This window comes from Sphingomonas alba (assembly GCF_023516555.1).
Classification (GTDB): domain Bacteria; phylum Pseudomonadota; class Alphaproteobacteria; order Sphingomonadales; family Sphingomonadaceae; genus Sphingomicrobium; species Sphingomicrobium album.
Window position 1 is genome coordinate 1,540,587 of sequence record NZ_JAMGBD010000001.1, and the last position, 13,777, is coordinate 1,554,363.

Below are 13,777 nucleotides of genomic sequence, written 5' to 3' on the forward strand. Positions count from 1 at the left end.
TGCCGCGCTGCAAAATGCAAAGGGAAGCATGGCCAACTGGCCCAGACTCGATGCCGGCGATGCACCGACACTGGCGATCCTTCACCTCGCCAGCCAGATGCTCGGCAAGATGCGAGTCGCCCACGCACCGTGGGTCAATCACGGCTGGCACGCGACGCTCCATCCTGTCGCGGAGGGCCTCGCGATCGAGCCGATCGCTTCGGACGCCGGCAATTTCACGCTGACGCTCGACCTGTGCCGCCACGCCATCGTCCTTCACGTCGGCGACGGCGAACGCGACCTTTTGCCGCTCGACATCGGCAGCATCGCTGCCTTGCACCGCAATCTGGTCGTCATGCTCGAATCGCACGGCCTGCCGTCAACCTTCCACAACCGCCCGAACGAGATTCCGGGCGCGCCGCCCTTTGCGGAGGATGTCGCGCCCCGCGATTATGATCCGGACGCCGCCGAGCGCCTTCACGCGGCCCTGTGCCGCATCGAGCCGGTGTTCGAGCGTTTCCGCGCTGGTTTCCTGGGAAAATGCAGCCCGGTGCATCTCTTCTGGGGCAGCTTCGACCTTGCCGTGACCCGCTTCTCGGGCCGTTTGGCGCCCGAACATCCCGGCGGCATCCCGGGCCTACCCGACCGAATCACCCGAGAAGCCTATAGCCACGAAGTCTCCAGCGCCGGCTTCTGGCCGGGCGGCGCCAGCGCTCCGCCGGGCACCGAGCCCTTGTTCTACAGCTACGCCTATCCCGAACCGCCCGGTTTCCGCGACAGCGGCAACGACATCAGCGGCGGCATCTTCGACGCGACGCTTGGCGAATATGTGCTGAGTTACGAGCACGTCCGCCGATCGCCCGACCCGGATCGCGCGCTGCTGATGTTCCTGCAATCCACCTACAACCGCGCCGCCAACCTGGCGCATTGGGACCGCGCTGCGCTGGAACGCGACCCGGTCGCTCCCTGACACGAGAAGGGCGCCGAGATCGCTCTCGACGCCCCTTTCCGTTGTTCCGTTGAAGAGGTGGCTTAGGCCGCCTTCTTCTCCAGCGCCGCTTTCGCCTGGGCGATGATGGCGGTGAACGCCTCGCCCTCGTGCATGGCGATGTCGGCCAGGACCTTCCGGTCGAGGTCGATGTTCGCCAGCTTCAGCGCGTGGATGAACTCGCCATAGGTCAGGCCTTCGGCGCGGACAGCGGCATTGATGCGCTGGATCCACAAGGCGCGGAAGCTCCGCTTCTTAACCTTGCGGTCGCGATAGGCGTACTGACCGGCCTTTTCGACGGCCTGGCGGGCGATACGGATCGTGTTCTTGCGACGGCCATAATAGCCCTTCGCATTGTCGAGGATCCGCTTGTGCTTGGCGCGGGTGGTAACGCCGCGTTTGATGCGTGCCATTGTCTATCCGCTCCTTACTTGAGGCCGTACGGGGCCCAGCCCATCACGCGCGCCTTGTCGGCGTCGGCGAGGACTTCGGTGCCACGGTTCTGGCGGATGTACTTGGCGTTGTGGCTGATCAGCCGGTGGCGCTTACCAGCGACGCCGTGCTTGATCTTGCCGGTGGCGGTGAGCTTGAAGCGCTTTTTGACGCCGCTCTTCGTCTTCAGCTTGGGCATTTTGTCTCCTTTTGCGCCAACAGGCGCGACTTTATCGAACAGCCACGGCAGCCCTTACTGGCCGGGCCGTTCTTGTTTCTCCAATCGCTTGGAAGCGCGCGCCTCTAAGGGGAAAGCGCCAAAAAGGCAACCTCTAGTCGAAGAGCGAGCTGACGCTGGCCTCGTCGGCGATGCGGCGGATGGCCTCGCCGAACAAGGGTGCGATGCTGAGGCGGCGGATCTTGCCCTTGGGGTCATCGGACTCGCCCGGAAAGATGGTGTCGGTCACCACCAGTTCGCTAAGCTCCGACGACTGGACGCGCGCCGCGGCACCGCCCGACAGCACGCCGTGGCTGCAATAGGCATAGACGTCGGTCGCGCCCTGGCTCTTCAGCGCGGCGGCGGCATTGCAGAGCGTCCCCGCCGAATCGACGATGTCGTCGACCAGGATGCAGCAGCGCCCCTCGACGTCGCCGATGATGTTCATGACTTCCGATTCGCCGGCGCGCTCGCGGCGCTTGTCGACGATTGCCAGCGGGGCATTGTCGAGGCGCTTGGCAAGGCTGCGGGCGCGTACCACGCCGCCGACGTCGGGCGAGACGACCATCAATTGCTTGTTCGCCAGCCGTGCCTGGATGTCGGCCGCCATCACCGGCGCTGCCCACAGATTGTCGGTCGGTATGTCAAAGAAGCCCTGGATCTGGCCCGCGTGCAAGTCCATGGACAGCACGCGGTCGGCGCCGGCAGTGGTGATGAGGTTAGCGACCAGCTTTGCGGAAATGGGCGTGCGCGGGCCCGGCTTCCGGTCCTGCCGCGCATAGCCGAAATAGGGAATGACCGCGGTGATCCGCTTCGCCGACGCACGCCGCAGCGCATCGATACAGATCAGCAGTTCCATCAGGTTGTCGTTGGCCGGGTAGCTGGTCGACTGGATGACGAACACGTCCTCGCCGCGGACATTCTCATTGACCTCGACGAACACTTCCTCGTCGGCGAAGCGGCGCACGCTCGCCTCGGTCAACCTGATCTCGAGGTAGTCGGCGATCGCCTTGGCGAGCGGAAGGTTCGAGTTTCCGGCCAGCAGTTTCATTGAGTTTCCCTTGAATCCCGAGGCCCTCCTAGCGGCGGTAAGCGTTGCACGGAAGGGCGGCGTCGCTAAATGCGAAGCACAATGACCGATCGCCTCACCATTGCCCTCGCCCAGCTGAACCAGCGCGTCGGCGATCTCGACGCCAATGCCGAGGCCATGCTCGAGTGGCGGGCGAAGGCGAAGGGTGCGGACCTGATCCTGTTCCCCGAGCTTCAGCTGACCGGCTACCCGCCCGAAGACCTCATCCTGAAGCCAGAGTTCGTCCGCCGCGCCCATGAAGCGACCGACCTCCTCGTCGCTGCCAGTGCCGAGCCTGGTCCGGCAATGCTGATTGGCACGGTCATCAATGAGGGCGGCTCCGTCTACAACGCCTTCATCCTCGCCGAGGGCGGGCAAATCGTCGGCCGGACGCTGAAGCACGAGCTGCCGAACTACGGGACGTTCGACGAGAAACGCGTCTTCGCCTCGGGGCCGCTGCCGGAGCCCATCGAGTGGCGTGGCGTTAAGATCGGCCTGCCGATTTGCGAGGACATCTGGCAGGACCGCGTCTGCGCGCATTTGGCCGAAGCCGGCGCCGATTTCCTTCTCGTCCCCAACGGTAGCCCGTTCGAAATCGACAAGGACGAAGCCCGCCAGCAGCTGGTGCGCAGCCGCGTCGTCTCGACCGGCCTCGCGCTCGCCTATCTGAACCGCGTCGGCGGACAGGACGAACTGGCGTTCGACGGCTCGTCCTTTATCGTCAACGCCGACGGCGAGCGGGTCGTACAGATGTGCGACTGGGAAGAGTCGCTGCTCATCACCGAATGGGCGAAGGAAGACGGTCGCTGGGGCTGCGCCACCCGAAAGCAGTGCGAGCTCGATGACTTTCCCGAGGGCATCTACCACGCAATGATGATCGGCCTACGGGATTACGTTGGCCGCAACGGCTTCCCCGGCATCATCCTTGGCCTTTCCGGTGGCATCGACAGCGCGCTTTCCGCCGCCGTGGCCGTCGACACTTTGGGCGCCGACAAGGTCTGGGGCGTGATGCTCCCCTCGAAATACACGTCGGGCGAAAGCCTTGAAGATGCACGGGAAAATGCCCGTTTGCTCGGTTGCCGTCATGACGTCATTTCCATCGGCAAGGGCGTCGACGCCCTGCATGAGACGATGCCGGACCTCAGCGGTCTCGCCGCCGAGAATATCCAGGCGCGCCTGCGCATGGTGACGCTGATGGCTTTGTCCAATTCGGGCGGGCAGATGCTGCTGACCACTGGCAACAAGAGCGAGATGAGCGTCGGCTACGCCACCCTCTACGGCGACATGGCCGGCGGCTATTCGGTGCTGAAGGACGCTTACAAGACGACCGTCTTCGCCCTCTCGCGCTGGCGCAACGGCAAGAAGCCCAAGCATGCGGTCGGGCCCGACGGTCCAGTGATGCCGCAGCGGATCATCGACAAGCCGCCGACCGCCGAACTGCGCCCGAACCAGAAGGACGAGGACAGCCTGCCGCCCTACAGCCTGCTCGACCGCATTCTCGAGGCCTTGGTCGAGAAGGAAATGTCGGTGCGGGAGGCCGCCGAGGCCGTTGGCGCCGAGGAAAGCCTGGTCGCCGATATCGAAAAGAAGCTGCTGCGCGCCGAATACAAGCGCCGCCAGGCTCCTCCCGGCGTGAAACTAGGCCGGCGCAACTTCGGCCGTGACCGCCGATACCCCATCACCAACGCCTTCCACACGGGTCAATGAGCGGATAGACATTCCGTCTCCGAAACGGGTGGAGGGGGCATGTTCCACGCGGTGCGTCAATGGTGGGGCGAAGGCCGCGGCAAGGCCACCGCGCGGCTGTTCGCATTCGAATTCCTCGTCGTCGTCGCCGGCGTATTGGTGGCCCAGGCGCTTGCCAACTGGGTCGCGGAGCGCGGCCAGCGTGCCGAGGGCGAACGATTGCTGGCGCAAACGATGGAGATAGGGCGGGGCCTGCAGCGGGACCTCAATTATTGGCAGCGCTATGGCCGGTGCCTGCGCGGCCACGTGGCAAAGATCAGCAGGGCCGCGGCGGATGGCCGCCTCCTTTCGGCAGAGCAGATCGGTCGGCCGGCCTTGCCGTCGCCGCCCGATCTGGCCTTGAGCAGCGACGACTGGCGCAAGATTCGCGACGTCATCTCCGACGAACGGGCCGGAGCGCTGATTTCCCTCACCAACACGGCCGAGACCTACAACTTATTCACCGGCCAGATAGCGGAGCAATGGCCGACGTTTCGCCTGCTTGACGGAGCGACAGGATCGCCTTCGCCGGCCGACCGCGCCCAAGTCCGGCTTGCCGCGACCAAGGTCGACAATAACCTGCGGTGGGTGATGTTTCAGGGTTCGACCGGATCGGTCGAGAACATGCACGAGGCCGGCCTGGAGCCAAACGGCGATCTTCCGCCGTCGGCGCGGTTCGTCGACGATTGCGGCCTGCTCAAGGATTGGCGCTGATGTTCCGCAGTGTCAGGCATTGGTGGGGAAGCGGCCGCGGCAAGGTCTCCGCGCGGCTATTCTTGTTCGAGTTTGTCGTCGTGGTGGCTGGCGTGCTGACTGCGCAGGCGCTCGCCAGCTGGGTCGCCGGTCGCGCCGAGCAGCGTGCCGTGAGCGATGAAGACAAGCGCGTCCGCTATGAGATTGGGCGAGCCAGGCAGGTCGCGGGCGTTTGGTCCGCGGCCGTTCCTTGCCTGGTGCAGCGCGTGGAGAGCGTTGCACGTCAGGCCGCGACCACCGATCCGATCGATGCCGACGAACTGAAGGTGCCGCGTTTCTTCGGCTATACCGTCGAGCCTGTCTCAGCGGACATGGATCGTGAGTTTCACGCCCAATTGGGCAATGAGCGCGTGGACAATTACGCGGTCATAATTTCAGCGAGCGCGACCATCCGGGATTCGTATCGCGAGGTGCGCCGAGGATGGGACCGTCTTGCCTTGCTGGATCCGGCGCTCGGATCGCCGTCGGACGCGGATCGAAGCACCGTGCGCGATGTCGCCATCCAGTTACGTTCGCAGCTCGAGCTCATCCGTACTGCGGCGGAGTCGATTGACTCAACCGCGGCGGGACTTGGGATTGCACCGCTTACGTCCGGCGCGGACTTTGGCGCGGTCCTGCCGGTGAAGAACTGCAGCGAGATTTGGCGCACCGGGCAAATTTGGCGAGAGGACCGGCGCTAGCCAGCGCCGGCTTCTGCCTCTAACCGGACGCAAATGAGCGTCACTACCCGCTTCGCCCCCTCGCCTACGGGCCGGCTGCACGTCGGCAATATTCGCACGGCGCTGCATAATTTCCTCTTCGCACGGAAGCATGGCGGCCGTTTCCTGCTGCGCATCGACGACACGGATCGGGAGCGCTCGACGGCGGAATTCGACCAGGCGATCCGCGACGACCTCGAATGGCTTGGCCTCCGCTTCGATGACGTCGTCCGTCAGTCGGACCGCTTCGCCCTCTATGAGCGCGAATTCGAAAAGCTAAAGGCCGCAGGGCGCGTCTATCCCTGCTACGAGACGCCCGAAGAGCTGGAGCTCCGCCGTAAGGTACTGCTCGGCCGCGGGCTGCCGCCAGTCTACGAACGCAAGCCCGAAGGCTCCCCGGTCCCCGAAGGCGTCGCGCCGCACTGGCGCTTCAAGCTCGATCACGAATCGCCGATTGCCTTCACCGATCTCATCCGCGGCGAGCAGCATTTCGACCCGAAGCTGATCAGCGACCCCGTCATCCGCCGCGCCGACGGCAGCTGGCTCTATTTGCTGCCCAGCGTCATCGACGACATCGACCTGGGCGTCACCCACATCGTTCGCGGCGAGGACCATGTCTCGAACAGCGCCGTTCAGAAGCAGATGTTCGCTGCCCTCGGTGCCGAGCCGGCTGCTTTCGCGCATGAGGCCTTGCTGGTCGCGGCCGAGGGCAAGCTCTCCAAGCGCCTCGGCTCCTATGGCGCCGAACACCTGCGCGATGAGGGAGTCGAGCCCATGGCTTTGCTGTCCCTGCTCGCTCGGATCGGCACCTCGCAGCCGGTGGAGGCCGTCGCCAGCCTCGATGCGCTCGCCGCCGACTTCGATTTCTCGCATTTTGGCCGCGCCCCGGCGCACTTCGACCCGCACGATGTCGAACTGCTCAACGCCAAGCTGCTCCACCATCTTGAATTCGACGATGTCGCCGACCGCCTTCCGGAAGGGGCCAGCGAGGCCGACTGGCTGCTCCTGCGCGGCAATCTCGCCCGGCTCGACGATTATGCCGACTGGCAGCCGGTGCTGGATGGCCAGATCGACAAGCCCGTTCTCAACCGCGACGACCGCCTCTTCATCCATGATGCCTGGGCGGTTGCCGGCGCGATCGACTGGTCGGACGAACCCTGGCGGGCGCTTACCGAGGGGCTCAAGGAGAAGACCGGCCGCAAGGGCCGCCCGCTGTTCATGCCGCTGCGGCTGGCGCTGACCGGCCGCGAATCGGGCCCGGAAATGGCGCCTTTGCTCGCCCGCATCGGCCGCGAGCGGGCCATCCACCGCCTCGACGCCATTTCCTTCGACTGATCCGGCAAGGGCGCTGCAGCGCAGCAACTTTTCTGCTTTGGTTGGTAGATGTAATGATGTAACATTGCATTTCTTGACCGTAGAAGGAGGGTTTCATGCTTGCTTATGCCCCCCGCCCCGAGCGCCGCCGCATCAGCCCGACCGCGCTCGCCCTGATCATTGGCGCCCACGCCGTCGCCATCGTCGCGGTGATGAGCGCGAAAATGGAGATAGAAAGGCATCGCGAGCCACCGATATTCGTTGAGAGCCTTCCAAATCCCCCAGTGCCCGAGCCACCGAAGCCGCACCCAAAGGCCCAGAAAACCCCAAAAACGACATACACAACGACAGATCCTATCGTTCAGACCCGGCAGACGGGGCCGAAAACCGATCCGCTACCGTCCCTGCCGCCAGTCGTGGGCGGTGGGACGATCGACCCACCGCCGCCGCCGCTTAAGCCAGAGCCGATCGTGCGCAGCGGCCCGCACTTCGCCACGCCGCCCGGCGAAATCCGCCCACCCTATCCGGAAGCGATGCGGGCCGCAGAGAAGGAAGCGGTCCTCCGGCTTCGCCTTGCCATCGACGAACATGGGCGGGTCATCAGCGTCGATCCGGTCGGCAGCGCCAACCCGGCCTTCCTCGCTGCCGCGCGTCGGCACATTCTCAAGTCGTGGCGCTACGCACCGGCGATGGAGGGCGACCGCGCCATCGCCTCAAGCACGGTCATCACGCTCGAATTCAAGCTCGACTCCTGATGCAACGGGGGCGGGGGTGGCGGTTACGTCATCCCCGCCTTATCTAGGCCGCTTATGGCCGTCCTCCCGCCCATTCACCGCCCAAGCGTCGCCATCCGCGACCTGATGGCCTTCATGCGCCAGCGCAGCCGGGAACAAGTTATCGGGGCAATGCTGGCCGTGCTGGTGACGATCATCATCGTCATCCTTTTCCTCGTCGACCCGCAGATCAACACCGCGCCCCCGCAGCAGGTCATCTATGTCGAACAATGGCCGGCCAACCGTACCGACGACCAGATCAAGGCCGACCAGAAGAAGGACCAGGCGGAGCGGGACGCCGCGCTGAAGGAACGGCAGCGGCAGTTCCAGAAGCTGGAAAACCAGCTTGGCATCGAGTGATGCGCGCCGGATGGCCGAGGCAGTCGCTTTAGGCGACGGCGCTCGCGGCCGGACCGCACCCAATCCCAATGTCGGCTGTGTGATCGTCCTCGACGGCGAAATTGTCGGCAAGGGCGCGACCGCTCCAGGCGGCAGGCCCCACGCCGAAGCCGTCGCTCTCAAGCAGGCTGGCGCGAGAGCGAGAAGCGCGACCCTCTACACAACGTTGGAACCCTGCGCCCATGTCAGCACCCGCGGTCCGGCCTGCTCCAACCTGATCGCGGACGCCGGGATCGCCCGTGTCGTTGCCGCCATCCAGGATCCCGACCCCCGCACCGCCGGCCTCGGCTTCAAGATCCTCCGCAAGGCGGGCGTGAAGGTGAAGACCGGCGTCGGCAAAGTTGCGGCTGAAGCCAGCATGGCCGGCTTCCTCACTCGCCTCGCTTTTGGCCGCCCGCGCATCACGCTGAAACTGGCCCTTTCGATCGACGGCAAGATCGCGCTTCCCTCGGGCGAATCGAAGTGGATCACCGGAGAGGACGCCCGCGCCCACGTCCATCTCGAGCGCGCGCACAGCGACATGATCCTCGTCGGCCGCGGCACCTACATGGCCGACCAGCCCCGCCTCGACGTCCGTCTGCCAGGCCTCGAAGAACGCTCGCCCCGCCGCGCCTTGTTGAGCCGCGGCGAAGCGGTCCCTGGCTGGGAAATGCTTAAATCTCCGAAGGATGTGCACCGACTTCATGACGTCAACGACCTGCTGGTCGAGGGTGGATCTGCGACCGCGACGGCATTTCTGGCCGAGGATCTGGTCGACCGCATCCTGATCTATCGCGCCCCCATTCTGGTCGGCGAGGGCAAATCCAGCTTCGGGTATATCGGCCTCGACGCCATCGCCGATGCCCATGGTCGCTGGCAGGCCGTCGATCCGCGTCCGCTTGGCATCGACAGGCTCGAAGTCTACGAGCGCGTTCGGGGTTAGGAGCGGCATGTTCACCGGCATCATCACCGACATCGGAACCGTCCGAAGCGCTGAAGAGCGCAGCGACCTGCGCCTCACCATCGGCTGCGGCTACGACATGGCCGGCGTCGACCTCGGAGCCTCCATCGCCTGCTCCGGTGTATGCCTGACCGTCGTCGACAAGGGGAATGACTGGTTCGCGGTCGACGTCTCCACAGAGACCCAATCCCGGACCCCGTCACACATGTGGCAGGAAGGCACGAAGCTGAACCTGGAACGCGCCCTGCGCGTCGGCGACGAGCTCGGCGGCCATTTCGTCACCGGCCACGTCGACGGGATGGGCGACGTCCTCAATGTCGCACCGGAAGGGGGCTCGATCCGCCTTTCCATCCGCGCCCCCGCCGAAATCGGCTCCTATATCGCCGGCAAGGGCTCGATCGCGCTCGACGGCGTTTCGCTCACGGTGAATGACGTCAACGATGCCGACGGCGGCACTGACTTCGGCATCAACATCATCCCGCACACCGCCGCTCACACTACATTGGGACGATTGGCGGCTGGCGACCGCGTCAATCTCGAGATCGACGTCCTCGCACGCTATTTGAAGCGCATGGCCGCATCACAATAGGAACATATCTGTTCCCTCTTTTATCACATTGCAATGTGATATATGGCCGCTTCATGAGCACGACCCTCATCGACCAGCTAACCCAAATCATCGAAACCGGCGAAGTCAGCCGCGCCGGCCTTGCCCGTGCCGCCGGCCTTCACCCCAATAGTTTGCGCAAATTGGGCGCGGAGGACTGGAATCCGACCGCCGAGACGCTGAAGCGGCTCGAAAAGCTGATCCAGCGCGGCAATGCGCAGGTGCTGGTCGGCGCTGAAGCGATCATCGACGAGGCCCGCAACGGTCGCATGTTCATCCTCGTCGACGATGACGACCGCGAAAATGAAGGCGACCTCGTCATTCCGGCGCAAATGGCGACCCCGGACGCCATCAACTTCATGGCCCGCCACGGGCGCGGCCTCATCTGCCTGGCTTTGACCAAGGATCGTGCCGACGCGCTCGAGCTGGCGCCCATGACCAGCAACAATCGCACGCGGATGGAAACCGCCTTCACCGTCTCGATCGAGGCGAAGGAGGGCGTCACGACTGGAATTAGCGCTGCCGACCGCGCTCGCACCATCGCCGTCGCCATCGATTCCGCCAACGGCCCGGACTGCATCGTCTCCCCGGGCCACGTCTTTCCGCTGGTCGCCCGTCCCGGCGGAGTCCTCGTCCGCGCCGGCCACACCGAGGCGGCGGTCGATGTCTCCCGCCTTGCCGGCCTCAACCCGTCGGGCGTCATTTGCGAGATCCTGCGTGAGGACGGCACCATGGCGCGCCTCGACGACCTCATCGAGTTTGCCGCCGCCCACCAACTGAAGATCGGGACGATTCGCGACCTCATCGCCTATCGCCTGCGCCGCGACCACATGGTGTCGGAAGTCGCTGACACGCGCTTCACCTCGAAGCGGGGCGCCAACTGGTCGGCCAAGGTGTTCCGCGACAAGGCCAGCGGCGCCGAGCAGCTCGCCCTCGTCCACGGCACGGTGGAAGAGGACAAGCCGACCCTCGTCCGCATGCACAGCCTCGACCTTTTCGCCGACGTCCTTGGCGAGCAGAGCGAGCGCAGCGGCCTCCTCGATGGCGCCATGGCGATGATCGAGAAGGTGGGCGGCGGCGTTGTCGTCGCGCTTCATGCCGCCTCGCCGGGCTCGCTTTCCCGCTCCGCCGACGTCCGCTCCGGCAAGCCACCCCAGGGCGAGGCGCTGCGCGACTATGGCATCGGCGCCCAGATCCTCGCCGCGCTCGGCGTCCATGACATGATCCTGCTCACCAACACGCGCCACGCGCCGGTCGGCCTGTCGGGCTATGGCCTGTCGATCGTCGAGGAACGCTGCATCCCGCTGGAGACCCGCTGATGGCCCGCATCCTGATCGTCGAAGCCCGCTTCTATCCGCACCTGAACGACATGCTGCTCGACGGCGCCCGCGCCGCGATCGAGGCGGCCGGCAACGAGCATGAGACGATCACCGTCCCCGGCGCGCTCGAAATCCCGGGAGTCATCGCGCTTGCCGCCAAGAGCGGTCGCTATTGCGGCTTCGTCGCCTTGGGCGTTGTCATCCGCGGCGAGACCTATCACTTCGAAGTCGTGTCCAACGAAAGCGCCCGCGCGCTGACGGACCTCAGCCTTGAAGGCTATGCGATCGGCAACGGCATCCTCACCGTCGAGAACGAGGCGCAGGCGATTTACCGCGCCGACCCGGCCCAGGCGAACAAGGGCGGCGGCGCGGCCAAGGCGGCGCTCGACATGGTCGATATCGCCACCCGCTTCGGTGCCGCCCCGTCCTATTTGCGGCAGGTGCGCTAGGCGGCCGCGGCCTCGTTGATTCGCGCATAGTCCACATAGCCGCGCGCGTTGCCGCTGTAGAACGTGCTCTCGTCGCCAGGGGTCAGCGGCAAGCCCATCCTGATACGGTCGACCAGGTCGGGGTTGGAGATGAACGGCCGGCCGAAACTGATCGCATCGCCGACCCCCTCGGCCAGGCGAGCGCGAGCGCTCGGACCGTCATAGTCGCTGTTGAGCGCGATCTTGCCTGAGTAAATCCCTCGCATGGCCGGGCTGACCGGCGCGGTCGGAACGGCGCCCGCGGAAGTCGGCTGGTGCGCTTCGCGAAGCTCGATCCACGGAACCTGCAGGCATTCGAGCCGCTCCGCCAGGGCTGTGAACAGCGGGATGGGGTCGCTGTCCTCGACGCCCTGCGAATAGATGTTGGGCGAAAAGCGGATGCCGACATTTTCCATGCCGATGGCATCCCCCACCGCGCTCAGGACTTCGGTGACGAAGCGCAGCCGATTGTCGATCGACCCGCCATAATCGTCTTCTCGATGATTGGCTGAATCGCGGAGGAATTGGTCGACCAGGTAGCCATTGGCGCCATGGACCTGGACGCCGTCAAATCCGGCAGCCATCGCGTTCTCTGCTGCTCGCCCATAATCCTCGACAATGCGCTCGATGTCGTGGGCCGTTGCCGCGCGGGCTTCCGTATAGGGCTTCTTGCCTTCGTAGGTGTGGGCATAGTCGGGTGCAGTCGTCGCCGACGACGACAAAGGCTGCCCGCCGCCGAGATCGGGATGGACCAGCCGCCCCATGTGCCAGAGTTGGGCGACGATCCTGCCACCGGCCTCGTGGACCGCCTCCGTGACCGGCTTCCACCCTTCGATCTGCTGGTCGTTCCACAGGCCCGGCGCATTAGGCCAGCCAAGGCCCTCCCGGCTGATTCCTGTGGCTTCGGTGATGATGAGGCCTGCGTCGGCGCGCTGCGCATAATATTCGGCCATGATTGGAGTGGGCACCGCTTCCCTGGTAGCCCGGCCCCGGGTCAGCGGCGCCATCCAGATACGATTCTTGAGTTGAAGACCACCGATAACGACGGAATCGAACAGATTTGACATAAGGGTCCTTTCTGGACGCAGCAGCAAAAGCCAGTCAATGGCTGTGGAGATGAGATAAGCGCGCTGCTCGTTCAACAGCGATTGTCCGCATGCTCTCATAAGATGAACTTATACCTTCCAGCCTATGGCCGAAGGCCCTAAGCGCGGCGCGTGACACAATCCCATCCCCATTCTCTGGCCTATCCCGCGCTGCTGCTTGGCAATGTTGCGCTGGCGTTCGGCCCGTGGCTGGTACGCATGGCCGACACAGGCGCGGTAGCGGCCGGCTTCTGGCGGTTGGCGCTCGCCGCGCCGTTTCTCTTCCTGCTAGCAGGCGTCTCCGGCCAGCCGGTTCGCTGGCCGGGGAGGAGGCTCGCCATCGCCCTCTTTGCGGCCGCCGCTTTTTTCGCCCTCGACCTCGCCGCATGGCATGCCGGCATCCGCCTCACCAAGCTCGGCAACGCGACCCTGTTCGGCAATTTCGCCAGCTTCGCCTTCGCCGCTTACGGCCTGTGGATGGCGCGCAAATGGCCTTCGCACATGCAGGCCGTGGCGCTCGTCCTGGCTGCCGCCGGTGTCGGCGCGCTGATGGCCGGCAGTGCCGAGCTCAGCGCCCGTCACGTGCGCGGCGACAGTCTCTGCCTCGCCGCGGGTCTACTTTATACCGGCTATCTGATCATCGTTGAGCGCTCGCGCGGGCGGCTGAAGCCTCTGCCTCTCCTGTTCATGGCCAGCCTGTTCGGCGCGATCATCCTGCTGCCCATCAGCCTCGCCTTCGGGGAGCGCGTTATTCCGCATGACTGGACGCCGCTCCTCATCCTGGCGTTCACCAGCCAGATCCTCGGCCAGGGCCTGCTGGTCTACGCCATCGGCCACGTGCCGCCTCTGATCGTCGGCCTCGCCTTCCTGACGCAGCCGGCCATCTCAGCCCTTATCGGCTGGCTGGCCTATGGCGAGACTTTGACCCCGCTCGACTGGGCGGGCGCCATCGCCGTCGGCATCGCCTTGGTCCTCGTCCGCTTGCGCTTGGGCAAGCGCGCGGCCAATTAGC

General features: G+C 65.2%; 16 protein-coding genes. 12 read left to right on the plus strand and 4 right to left on the minus strand.

Going from position 1 to position 13,777, the window contains the following annotated elements; all coding sequences use genetic code 11:
• Positions 1 to 28 precede the first annotated feature (28 nt).
• Positions 29 to 949, plus strand: coding sequence for a DUF5996 family protein (locus tag LZ536_RS08090; RefSeq protein WP_249847940.1), 921 nt, complete (start codon positions 29 to 31; stop codon positions 947 to 949).
• Between the two features lie 62 nt (positions 950 to 1,011).
• Here LZ536_RS08090 and rplT read toward each other — a convergent pair whose 3' ends face one another.
• The 3 genes from rplT to LZ536_RS08105 form a co-directional block, all read right to left on the minus strand.
• Positions 1,012 to 1,380, minus strand: coding sequence for a 50S ribosomal protein L20 (gene rplT, locus LZ536_RS08095; RefSeq protein ID WP_249847942.1), 369 nt, complete (start codon positions 1,378 to 1,380; stop codon positions 1,012 to 1,014).
• Positions 1,381 to 1,394: 14 nt separating this feature from the next.
• Entirely contained in the window at positions 1,395 to 1,598 is a 204-nt protein-coding gene (gene rpmI, locus LZ536_RS08100) for a 50S ribosomal protein L35 (protein WP_249847944.1), read from the minus strand.
• A 133-nt stretch (positions 1,599 to 1,731) separates the two neighbouring features.
• The gene (locus tag LZ536_RS08105; protein WP_249847946.1) at positions 1,732 to 2,667 is read right to left on the minus strand and encodes a ribose-phosphate pyrophosphokinase; all 936 of its coding nucleotides are present in this window, start codon (positions 2,665 to 2,667) and stop codon (positions 1,732 to 1,734) included.
• Positions 2,668 to 2,748: 81 nt separating this feature from the next.
• On the opposite strand from LZ536_RS08105, the gene LZ536_RS08110 reads away from it, so the two are divergent.
• From LZ536_RS08110 to ribH, 10 genes are all read left to right on the plus strand, one after another.
• Entirely contained in the window at positions 2,749 to 4,392 is a 1,644-nt protein-coding gene (locus tag LZ536_RS08110) for an NAD+ synthase (protein WP_249847948.1), read from the plus strand.
• Positions 4,393 to 4,431: 39 nt separating this feature from the next.
• Positions 4,432 to 5,124, plus strand: a complete 693-nt coding sequence (locus LZ536_RS08115; protein ID WP_249847950.1) for a hypothetical protein — start codon at positions 4,432 to 4,434, stop codon at positions 5,122 to 5,124.
• Positions 5,124 to 5,843 (plus strand): hypothetical protein, encoded by a 720-nt coding sequence (locus LZ536_RS08120; protein WP_249847952.1) that lies wholly within the window; start codon positions 5,124 to 5,126, stop codon positions 5,841 to 5,843. Before LZ536_RS08115 ends, LZ536_RS08120 begins: the two co-directional genes overlap by 1 nt.
• A 33-nt stretch (positions 5,844 to 5,876) precedes the next feature.
• Complete coding sequence (gltX, locus tag LZ536_RS08125) at positions 5,877 to 7,196, plus strand: glutamate--tRNA ligase (RefSeq protein WP_249847954.1); 1,320 nt, start codon at positions 5,877 to 5,879, stop codon at positions 7,194 to 7,196.
• Between the two features lie 95 nt (positions 7,197 to 7,291).
• Positions 7,292 to 7,930: an energy transducer TonB gene (locus LZ536_RS08130; RefSeq protein ID WP_249847955.1), complete on the plus strand. Its 639-nt coding sequence runs from the start codon at positions 7,292 to 7,294 to the stop codon at positions 7,928 to 7,930.
• A gap of 54 nt (positions 7,931 to 7,984) precedes the next feature.
• Positions 7,985 to 8,308, plus strand: coding sequence for a hypothetical protein (locus tag LZ536_RS08135; protein WP_249847957.1), 324 nt, complete (start codon positions 7,985 to 7,987; stop codon positions 8,306 to 8,308).
• Positions 8,309 to 8,318: 10 nt separating this feature from the next.
• Entirely contained in the window at positions 8,319 to 9,269 is a 951-nt protein-coding gene (ribD, locus tag LZ536_RS08140) for a bifunctional diaminohydroxyphosphoribosylaminopyrimidine deaminase/5-amino-6-(5-phosphoribosylamino)uracil reductase RibD (RefSeq protein ID WP_249847959.1), read from the plus strand.
• A gap of 7 nt (positions 9,270 to 9,276) precedes the next feature.
• On the plus strand, positions 9,277 to 9,876 hold the full coding sequence (locus LZ536_RS08145; protein ID WP_249847968.1) for a riboflavin synthase: 600 nt from the start codon (positions 9,277 to 9,279) through the stop codon (positions 9,874 to 9,876).
• Between the two features lie 53 nt (positions 9,877 to 9,929).
• Positions 9,930 to 11,213, plus strand: a complete 1,284-nt coding sequence (gene ribB / locus LZ536_RS08150) for a 3,4-dihydroxy-2-butanone-4-phosphate synthase (protein WP_249847969.1) — start codon at positions 9,930 to 9,932, stop codon at positions 11,211 to 11,213.
• Positions 11,213 to 11,662 (plus strand): 6,7-dimethyl-8-ribityllumazine synthase, encoded by a 450-nt coding sequence (ribH, locus tag LZ536_RS08155; protein WP_249847971.1) that lies wholly within the window; start codon positions 11,213 to 11,215, stop codon positions 11,660 to 11,662. Before ribB ends, ribH begins: the two co-directional genes overlap by 1 nt.
• Here the strand turns inward: ribH and LZ536_RS08160 are convergent.
• Complete coding sequence (locus LZ536_RS08160) at positions 11,659 to 12,747, minus strand: alkene reductase (protein WP_249847973.1); 1,089 nt, start codon at positions 12,745 to 12,747, stop codon at positions 11,659 to 11,661. The genes ribH and LZ536_RS08160 overlap by 4 nt on opposite strands.
• A 150-nt stretch (positions 12,748 to 12,897) precedes the next feature.
• Between LZ536_RS08160 and LZ536_RS08165 the strand changes: the two genes are divergently transcribed.
• Positions 12,898 to 13,776: a DMT family transporter gene (locus tag LZ536_RS08165; protein WP_249847975.1), complete on the plus strand. Its 879-nt coding sequence runs from the start codon at positions 12,898 to 12,900 to the stop codon at positions 13,774 to 13,776.
• The last annotated feature ends 1 nt before the right edge of the window (position 13,777 follow it).